This window comes from Aquabacterium sp. G14 (assembly GCF_037482285.1).
Lineage (GTDB): Bacteria > Pseudomonadota > Gammaproteobacteria > Burkholderiales > Burkholderiaceae_C > Aquabacterium.
In genome coordinates this window covers 41053-50210 of the sequence record NZ_JBBEYB010000019.1, presented here as the reverse complement: position 1 = coordinate 50210, position 9158 = coordinate 41053, and the positions used below count along the sequence as shown (strand labels likewise).

Annotated in this window: 9 protein-coding genes; 2 read left to right on the top strand and 7 right to left on the bottom strand. The window is 55.7% G+C overall.

What is annotated here, in order from left to right; all coding sequences use genetic code 11:
• The first annotated feature begins 71 nt into the window (after positions 1-71).
• Positions 72-1034, top strand: a complete 963-nt coding sequence (locus tag WIT60_RS15425) for an IS5 family transposase (RefSeq protein WP_339584180.1) — start codon at positions 72-74, stop codon at positions 1032-1034.
• A gap of 154 nt (positions 1035-1188) precedes the next feature.
• On the opposite strand, the gene WIT60_RS15420 is transcribed toward WIT60_RS15425, so the two are convergent.
• From WIT60_RS15420 to WIT60_RS15405, 4 genes are read right to left on the bottom strand one after another with little or no spacing between them, the layout of a single operon-like run.
• Positions 1189-2364 (bottom strand): glycosyltransferase family 4 protein, encoded by a 1176-nt coding sequence (locus WIT60_RS15420; RefSeq protein ID WP_339584763.1) that lies wholly within the window; start codon positions 2362-2364, stop codon positions 1189-1191.
• Between the two features lie 51 nt (positions 2365-2415).
• Positions 2416-3396, bottom strand: coding sequence for a glycosyltransferase family 2 protein (locus WIT60_RS15415; protein WP_339584762.1), 981 nt, complete (start codon positions 3394-3396; stop codon positions 2416-2418).
• 3 nt (positions 3397-3399) lie between these two features.
• A complete protein-coding gene (locus WIT60_RS15410) occupies positions 3400-4851 on the bottom strand; it encodes a lipopolysaccharide biosynthesis protein (protein ID WP_339584761.1) in 1452 nt (483 codons plus the stop codon).
• 19 nt (positions 4852-4870) lie between these two features.
• Entirely contained in the window at positions 4871-6013 is a 1143-nt protein-coding gene (locus WIT60_RS15405; protein WP_339584760.1) for a hypothetical protein, read from the bottom strand.
• A gap of 197 nt (positions 6014-6210) precedes the next feature.
• Here WIT60_RS15405 and WIT60_RS15400 point away from each other — a divergent pair, with 197 nt between their 5' ends.
• Positions 6211-7203 carry a GNAT family N-acetyltransferase gene (locus WIT60_RS15400; RefSeq protein ID WP_339584759.1) on the top strand — a complete coding sequence of 331 codons (993 nt, stop codon included), beginning with the start codon at positions 6211-6213 and terminating at the stop codon, positions 7201-7203.
• On the opposite strand, the gene WIT60_RS15395 is transcribed toward WIT60_RS15400, so the two are convergent.
• Genes WIT60_RS15395 through WIT60_RS15385 form a run of 3 tightly spaced genes read right to left on the bottom strand, consistent with a single transcriptional unit; the run spans position 7167 to position 9150 of the window.
• Positions 7167-8045 (bottom strand): hydrolase 1, exosortase A system-associated, encoded by an 879-nt coding sequence (locus WIT60_RS15395; RefSeq protein ID WP_339584758.1) that lies wholly within the window; start codon positions 8043-8045, stop codon positions 7167-7169. The genes WIT60_RS15400 and WIT60_RS15395 overlap by 37 nt on opposite strands.
• Positions 8046-8053: 8 nt before the next feature.
• A complete protein-coding gene (locus WIT60_RS15390) occupies positions 8054-8902 on the bottom strand; it encodes a hydrolase 2, exosortase A system-associated (RefSeq protein WP_339584757.1) in 849 nt (282 codons plus the stop codon).
• Between the two features lie 2 nt (positions 8903-8904).
• Positions 8905-9150: an acyl carrier protein gene (locus WIT60_RS15385; protein ID WP_339584756.1), complete on the bottom strand. Its 246-nt coding sequence runs from the start codon at positions 9148-9150 to the stop codon at positions 8905-8907.
• Positions 9151-9158: the final 8 nt, after the last annotated feature.

Genomic DNA, 9158 nt, shown 5'->3' with positions numbered 1-9158 from the left:
TAGGGATGGTCTGCATAAACCGCCTGGACATGTGCTTGGCGCCAGCGTGATTGCCTGAGACGATTGAGCCCATGAAGCAGAGCAGCCTTGGATTGGGAACCTCGACGAAGCGCACGCGCCGTCGGGAGTTCCTCGACGAGATGGACCGGGTGGTGCCGTGGTCCGACCTGGTGGCGCAGATCGCGCCATTCATGCCCGAGGGCAAACGCGGCCGCCCGCCGTTCCCGGTGGAGTCGCTGCTGCGCATCCACTTCATGCAGCAGTGGTTCACGCTGAGCGACCCGGCCATGGAAGAAGCGCTGCACGACATGCCCCTGTTCCGCGACTTCGCCGGCCTGGGCGGCTGGGACGACCGACTGCCTGACGAGAGCACCATCTTGCGCTTCCGTCATGTGCTGGAGAAGAACAAGCTGGCCGAGCGCATCCTGGCCACGGTCAACCTGCTGCTGGGGGCCAAGGGTCTGATGCTGCGCAGCGGCACGGTGGTCGATGCCACGCTGATCTCAGCACCGAGCTCGACCAAGAACGCCAGCGGTGAGCGTGACCCGGAGATGCACCAAAGCAAGAAGGGCCAGCAGTGGTTCTTCGGCATGAAGGCGCACATTGGGGTGGACGCCGACTCGGGCCTGGTGCACACCGTGCGTGGAACCTCGGGCAACGTCAACGACGTGGTCGAAGCCAACAGCTTGCTGCACGGACAAGAAACGGATGTCTTCGCCGATGCGGGCTACCAGGGTGCCCACAAGCGACCTGACGCCAAAGTAGATGTGAAGTGGCATGTGGCCATGCGACCAGGCAAGCGCAAGTTGCTGGACAAAACCGATCCGGTAGATGCGCTGACCGATCAGGTCGAACGCATCAAGGCCAGCATCCGCGCCAAGGTGGAGCATCCGTTCCGTGTCATCAAGCGCCAGTTCGGCCATGTGAAGGTGCGCTATCGCGGCTTGGCCAAGAACACGGCGCAGTTGCACACGCTGTTTGCGCTGGCCAACCTGTGGATGGTCCGCAAGCGTTTGCCGGGGAGCCAGGCATGAGTGCGTCTGCTGCATGGGAAATGGGTGCGAAACGCGCCCAAAACACCTGCCAAAGGTACGCCCAGCCGCCTTTCTGGTCATGTCAGCACACCCAACCATGGTCAGCACTCATTTGTGCAGACCTTCCTTAGGGGGTTGAGTCCTGCTTTTTTGATCAGTGCGTTGTTTCTCTCATTATTGACAACTTGTGCATGACGAGGCGGTCGCGGTCGAAGTTGTTGAGCGCATCTGATCGTGCAGTTTCGGCAATATTTTCCGTATTCACCCGTTTGAAATAGATATCGGAAATGATGTCGCGTAGCTGAGCGGGATCTTTGGGGTTAAATAGGAAGCCGTTCTGTTTATGTCGGATTGCTTCTGGGAGTCCGCCAACGTTTGAAGCGATGCAAACCAATCCAGTTGCCATTGCCTCCGTGTTGGCAACGGGCATGCCTTCGTTAAGACTCGGTAGAATATGCATGTGAGCATTTCTCAGTTCGGCCATAACTTGTTCGTTGTTTAGTGAGCCAAGAAAAATGACTTTTTGATTGAGGGATGTGTTTTCGCTAACAAGAGAGGTAAGCTCATCTCTTAGTTCACCGTCCCCAATTAGTTTTAATTGAAAATCCACATCGTCACTAATCATGGCAAGTGCCTGTAAGAGTGTCTTGTGATTTTTGATGGGGTGCAATCTTGCGATGCAGGTAATGTTTATTCTCCCGCCTGTGTACGGATTTGCGCAAACTGAAAAATTGGAGGGATCAATTCCGCAGGGGATGGTTGAAAATTTGTCTGTTTTTACTCCGGTTTTCTTTAATGCGGCGATGTTTGCCTTGGAAACAGTGAATGCACATTTTGCTGCATCAAGTGCATTTGATAAGTTGTGTTTGCCTATGGGTAAGTCGCGTATGTCATATCCGTGCATGGTGAAACTGAAAGGAACCCTCATGAGCCTAGACAGTGCATGCGCAAACAAAACTTGCTTGTCAGCAAAGTGAGCGTGTATGTGATCAAATTTCTTGCGCTGAAGTTGCCTGAAGGTCGGCAACATGGCCGTCATGGCCCAGCGTGGATGATGTGTGAGAGCCGTGAGTAGTGGACGTAAAGACGTGCTCTCAATACAGGCGCCTGCGAGAGTTTTTAGAGTTGTAATTGTGTTTTGGGGTTCTTTGATGTCGATGATGTCGACATTATTCTGTACCCACTCGACGTTGGCGTGATTCGCGGTATTGCCTTGGTATATGCGCACAATAGTTACTTTGTGGCCAGCCTTGATGCATGTGGCTATTTCATCTGAAACGAAAGTTTCGGAGGTTGTTGGAAATGTGCCAAGTACGTAGCAGATGTGCATTATTTGCGCTCGCGATCGGTGTGGTTTGCTGCGTGTGGAGCCTTTATATGGCTATTTACTCCTATTTTGAATCCAGTTCCAGACGGTTGATCTTGCCGGTTCGGGGAGGCGGCATATCAGGACTTTTAATTTGCATTTCAGCCCTGTCTTTCCTTTGATGCGTTTTCTGATGTCCAAAACTTCATTGAGTGTTCCGCGATCAAAGGCCGAATCCATGGCTGATAGCATTCTTTTGTGTATGCTCTCTTGTACTTCCAAGGTGTGTGATCTGGCCATTGAGTGATGCTTTGATGCGTATTCGAGAATCTTTACCTCACCCAAACTCATGTGCACCTGATCGGCTGAATCGTTGTCTTCATGTTTGCGCACACGTGCCAAGGGCTTCTTGCACACGGCAACCTTGCCTTCGCTGATCAATCTCAGTGTGAACTCCCAGTCTTCTGCCCCAACCCTGTTGAAGTCAGGGTTGTACGCACCGTGCCTCGTGACGAAACGTTTGTTGATCATCAAGCCGCATGTGAAGAGTGGTTGATACAGGAGCGATCTTTTATATAGATCTGGTACATCCCATGCAAACTCACCTTCGTGCTTGGCGTCCGCTAAAAAATCAAATGGTGCGCGAGCAAGCTTGTCCAAGTCGGTACTGCCCGAATTGAAGGTCACAAAATTGCAGTAAACCGCGTCGTGCTCTGAATGTGTCAGCATCCAGGGGGCCATGGTTTGAAGATAATCGGGCTCCAGCAGGTCATCAGAGTCCAGCAACGCGACCAGCTTTGTGCGCGCGCGCTCAATTCCGATGTTGCGTGCCATCTGAACACCTTGGTTGGGTGTTCGAATCACGGTGATTCGATCTCCAAACCTGGCGAGGGTGGCCGGGGTGTCATCGGTCGAGCCGTCGTCAATCACGATGATTTCCTCAAACCGCAGCGACTGGTTCAGTGCGCTGTTCAGAGTGTCGGTGATCAGATGGCTTCTGTTGTAAGCCGGAATCACCAAGGTAACTGGGGCAGTGGACACGATGTTGGCTTTCACGGATTACAGGCCCAAGCGACGGGCGATGGCGGGGTAGCGCTTGACGAACACCTCAAGCTCCTGCCGTAGTGGATGCCGGAACACCCAGATGCTGGTCAACCAGATGGCGGGCACCAGGAGGCCGGCTGCAACCACTATCCAGGCAGCAGGCCATTCGCGGGTGGACCATGACAGCGCCAGTGATGTCAAACCGCACATCACTGCCACGTAGGTGCTGTGCACTTGCCCGGCAACGAAACTGCGCACATCGAGGCCTAGGTAACGCTTTTGCATCCAGGCTTGAATGGGGTACATCAGTAATGCTGCGGCCACCATCGCCCAGCTGAATGAAATGAGCGTACCGTCGTACAGCATGGCAATCGCAATGCCTCTCAAGACCAGGCTGGCCACGGTGGGTATGGTGGCAAGGTAAGGGCGCCCCACGGCCATGTATGCCGATCCGAGAAAACCAAACGGCGTGCCGAGCACGAACATGATGGCAAGCCACTGCATGAGCGGCGTGGCCTCCAGCCACTTTGGGCCGTACAAGAACAGCACGACCGGTTCCGCAAAAATTGCTGTGGCAATGAAGGCTGGCCACATGAGGCCAGTGATGTACGCGCAACCCCGTTGTAGGTGCATGCGCAGTCCTTCCCCTCCGTGGTGCGCCTTGGCCAGAAAGGGAAGCACTGCGTAAGAGATGGTGGGGCCAACGACTTGATTCAGCAGGTTGGTGGTGCTCCAGGCTCTGCTCATCAGGCCCACGTCGTAGGGCCCGCTGAGTTTGCCGAGTACCACGTCAGGAATAGCGTTGTTGATCGCACCCAGGCTGTTTCCCAGCGTAGCGCCCGCACCAAAATGTAAGACCCTACGCCATCCACTGAAACGTGGCAGCCATGGCATCACCGCTGGTCGGAAGGGGATGTAGGCCAAGGCCGTGACAATGATGTTGACCAGATTCGCCCATGCCATCGACATGTAGCTGAAGCCCATGTATGCAAATCCGATGGCGGAAATGGCATAGGCCAATGTGCCGGCAACTCGAACGTATGCCTGTTCTTTGGCGCGGTAGTCTCGGGTGAGTAAGCTGTGCGTGACGGCGCCAAACGGGATGAACATGAAACCAAGTGCCATGACCTGCATGACTTTCCGGATGCCGTCCTGACCGTAAAAGGAAGCAGCGGGCCAGCTCAACACGAAAACCAGTGTAGCGATGACCCAGGACGATGTCAAAAGAACACCAAATGCTGCCCCGACTTTCTCTCGAGTGAGGTCTTTCTCTTGCTGCAAATAGCTGGCAACGCCAAAGTCGCGAAACAGGTGTGCAATCGAGACCATCACTGCGGTGACGGAGTAAATGCCGACTTCGTCAGGGTTAAGCAAGCGTGCCAAAATCACCGTCACCACAAATTGTATGGCAGTGGCGCCGTTGCTAGATAAAAAGGTCAATACCAATGACTGGCGTAAAGATGTCATGAAGTCTGTATGCGTGCGATCAATTGGTCAGAATATGGCGAAGATTGCTGGCAAGTTTTTCAATGGTCAATGTCTTACGCGCAAACTCCAATCCATTGAGCAGTTTCTCGTAGTCTGGTTGTTGCGGTGGTTGTGTTTTCAAGCTGTGCATGGCGTCGGCAAGGGCGTCAAAATATAATGCGACGGGCATTCCCTGGTCTTCCAGGTGTTTTATTTGCTCAGTCCTGCGTGCAATCAAAGGAATGCCAAGATTGATGGCATCGTATAAGATGCCGCTGGCGGCAAGGCTGTAGTATTCATCGCTGTGCCATGCGAAGATAAAATCCATTGCGTTCAAGCCACTGATGAATTCAGTGCGTGGCAAGGGACGATCGGCAGGTGTGTTTAAAACCGTTTGATCAATGTCCTTGCATGAGGCGTGCAGGTTGCTGAAGGCGTGAAACTCATACGCGCCAGACCTTGCTTCTTGGAGGTGTTTCGCTAAGGTGACGAACTCTGGAAAACCTTTTGAAACTGTAGCGTTGCCAGCAAAACCTATTTTGATAGGATTTCCTATGGCTCGCCTGGTGTTGCACAGCTTTCGCTCTTCCTCCAGCAATGTGTGCCCCAGAACGTTCAGGGATTTGTCTAGCCAAGTGGCCTTTGTTTGCAGTTGCTTGCGAATACTTTGCTCGTAAACTAAAACTTTGCCACCTTGTTTGGAGAATTCTTTCAACCCAGCGGTGAAGTCTAGCCAGCGACGCAGTGGATTTTTTGAGCGCCAGTTGGCAATCTCATTGGCGTTGCCGTGCAGGTAAGTGAGTGTCTTTTTGGAAAGACCGAGCCAGTTGAAGCAATGAAGTGAACTGGCTGTGCAGGATGTTTGAATGATCAGATCTGCATCACGCAAGAGTGCTTTTGGGATGTTCTTTATTTTCTGGTAAGTTTTCAGCGTATCGGCTGGCAAGGTGTCTGCGTCAAGTTGTGGCTCATAGGTCATGAATTCGAGCTTGTCGTCTGTGTGTGCGCCCGAAATCTTCTTGATCTCTGAAATATGCCTCTCTCCGGCAATGAAAGTGATGCTTGCGTCCGGAAATGCAGCGCGCGCAATGCGTACGACGCCAAGATTGACGGGGCAGTGTGCCAGGCCATCCCAAGTGGGTTCAATGATGGTGATGTTCACTTTAGGAAAATCCTGAGGAGGAAGTGACGGGCTGCCGAATCATGATCGCGCCCCGTGTTAGTCCACAGACCTGGACGATGTCTCATCACGAAGTGTGGATGGCAGGTGTGCATGTTGTAGTCGCTTATGATCCGCAAATATCAGGGTGTGATTCTGATGCGATCAGTTGACACTCAATTGACGATGGTGGCATCTATTTGAATTCGACTTCCTTTTTCGAGCAGCAAGCCTGGTTTGAGCTTCTATTGCGTGACGGCATGGAGGCTTCGCCTCAATCCCTGCACGCGCTGCCGATGCTGTCGATGACTGGGCAAGAAGTGGGGCGTTTGCACCTCATGCGGCCACAGGGCCAGCGACTGCTCAGAAGTGTGGACACCTATTACAGCCCTTTGTTCGGGCCGGTCTGGAGTCATGACGCCAGTGTGCCCGTGAGGTGGCTGGATGTGGCGGCGCTCATCAAACAACTGCCGGATGCCGGGGTGCTGCGCTTGCAGCCGCTTGAGTCCGAAGGGCAGTTTTTGCCGAAAATGCTGCAGGCACTGCGGTCCACAGGTTACGCAGTGGACCGCTACTTCTGCTTTGGCAACTGGTACGAGCCCATCGCGGGGCGTTCGTTTGCCGATTACTGGTGTCAACGGCCATCCAGGCTGCGCAACACCGTTGAGCGCGCGCGTCGGCGCCTGGATCAGAAGCACACCTGGCGCACCGAGGTGTTGACTCACGGAGGTCCGGCGCTGGAGCAAGCCATTGAAGCGTTTCAGACGGTGTACGCGCGCAGTTGGAAGCAACCTGAGCCGTGTCCAGGCTTCATGCCGGGCCTGATCCGCATGGCCGCCAGCATGGGTGCTTTGCGGTTGGGGCAGTTGTGGCTGGATGGCGAGGTCGTGGCGTCGCAGGTGTGGCTGGTGTACGGTGGCAAGGGCAACATCTACAAACTGGCTTACGTGCCTGGACACGAGAAGCTGTCTCCGGGGTCGGTTCTCACGGCTGCGTTGATGCAACACGTGATCGATGCCGACAAGGTGTCGGAGGTGGACTACCTGATGGGCGACGATGCCTACAAGCAAGACTGGGTCACGCACCGGCGTGAACGCGTCGGGCTGGTCGCCTTTGATTGCTGGCGTTGGCGCGGGTTGTTGGCTTGGCTGCGGCATCAGGCTGGGCGACTGGTCAGGCGCTGGCGCAGTTGAGTCAACCAGGAGCAGGTTTCCTGCATCAGTTGCTGATCCGCGGCAGGCGTCGAGTTGGTGTGATCAGCGTGGGGAAGGCTGATGTGGGTCAGCCTCGGTGTGTCAAGACACCCCGTCCACTTCGGGTCTTGTTGCAGGGTATCGATGAATTCTTGCCCGGTGATGTCGGCTTCGCTGATCAACAGCAGCATGTCGCCATGGAACTCACGCCAAGCCTTGGCCATGCGCTCCTGGAAGCTGGCAACTGGCGCAGACTTGTCTCGTTGTGCAAGTCGCAGGTTGCTCAGCAGTTCACCCAAGGCCTGGGTTCCCACGCCGCCACGCAGCAGTTTTTGCCAAAAGGCTTTGTCTCGCAACCTGCGCAGGTAGTAGTGCCGCACATGCGTGCGTGCCAGACTGGTTTCTGATCTCACCCAGGGGTTGACCAGTGCGAGACCGTGAATGCGCGCGTCACGTGTCTGCTCCCAGTGCAGCAATGCCGCGCTGGCGCCGTCGCACAGCCCCCACAACACCACACGTTTGACGGCTGGGGCTTGCTGCGACAAGGTGTCTGTAGCGGCTTGGATTTGCGGGCTGAGGTGTTCGAAGTTGCGCATCTCCCCTGTAGCATCGCCCAGCCCGGCCAGATCAAAGCGCAAGGAGGGTACTCCCACCGATGCCAGTCGCCGGGCAAGGCGCACCGTTTGCCGGTGACTGCCCGCCCGGTATTGAAAGCCGCCCTGCACAAACACCACACCGACATCGGCGGCAGATTCGGCGTCGGTCGGCAAGCACACCACGCCCCAGGCGGCGCCGTCTGGGCTGTCGATGCGGGTGGGGGTTTCGCGGAAGGTGTCGTGCATCGTGTCACTCAGGCCATGCCTGTCAGGCTGGCATGCACCAGCTCAGGTGGGCTGGCATCACCGAACTGTTGCCAGAACGGCGGGCAGGGCATGCCGCGTGCAGACACCGTCCAGCCAGCGTTTTCCCAGATCCGCGCATGGCGGGTCACAGCTGGGGGCAATTCGTCAGCCTCGGAAGCGGTCAACTCCATCCATGACAGGTGCGTGTCAGTGCCGATGGGCCGAGTCGCCGTCTGCAGGCTGGCCGGCTTCAAGCTCTGTGCCAGGGCAGGGGTGATGGGGTAGCCCGCCACATGCACGGTCTGACCTTGCTGGAGTTGCTCGCCAGCTGATGCGCTCTTGTTGGTTTGGCCTTGGTTCAGCCATTCCTTGGCAGCATCCAGTCTCAACCATTGCTGTAGCACCTGCTGCCCACTCACCACTGGCTGCCACCACAGTAGGTGGCAGGGTGTGCGCAGGTTTTTGAGCATGTCGGCTGCGAGCAAGGCACCGCTGCGCACCCCCCACAGCCACAAGGGCGCAGTGTCGTGCTGCGCTGCCGGTGTGCCTGTGCGTCGGTTTAACTCGGCGAGCGCATCGTGGGCATTGGCGAGCCAGACGTCCCAGGTGGTGTCATCAAAATTGCCCGAACTGTCGCCACAGCCTTGCATGTCAAATTGCAGCACGGCATACCCCTTGACAGACAAGGCCCGTGCGAATTGCGCGCTGATGCGGCGACAGGTGTTGAGCTCTTCGGCAAATGGGTGCAGGTGCAGCACGCGACCGCGCAATGCCGTCCCTTGAGGTGCGTGGTACAGGCAGAACAACGACCCGCTGCGCACGGGCAAAAAGAAGGCCTCTGGCAGCAGCTCGGCCATGTTCAAGGGGGACTCACATAGGTTTGCACCAAGTGGCACAAACTGCCCACGGAGGCAAAGGTGTCGGCATTCAGGTCGGTTTCATCGAACGTGACGCCAAAATGATTCTCCAAGCCAGTGATCAGTGCCACAGCCGCCATGGAATCGAGTTCCGGCAAACTCCCCAATAAGGGGGTATTGACATCAAAAGCTAATGCTTGGCCTTGCAGGTGCAAGGCATCATCCAACACCTTGAGTATGTGTTTCATGAGGTCCA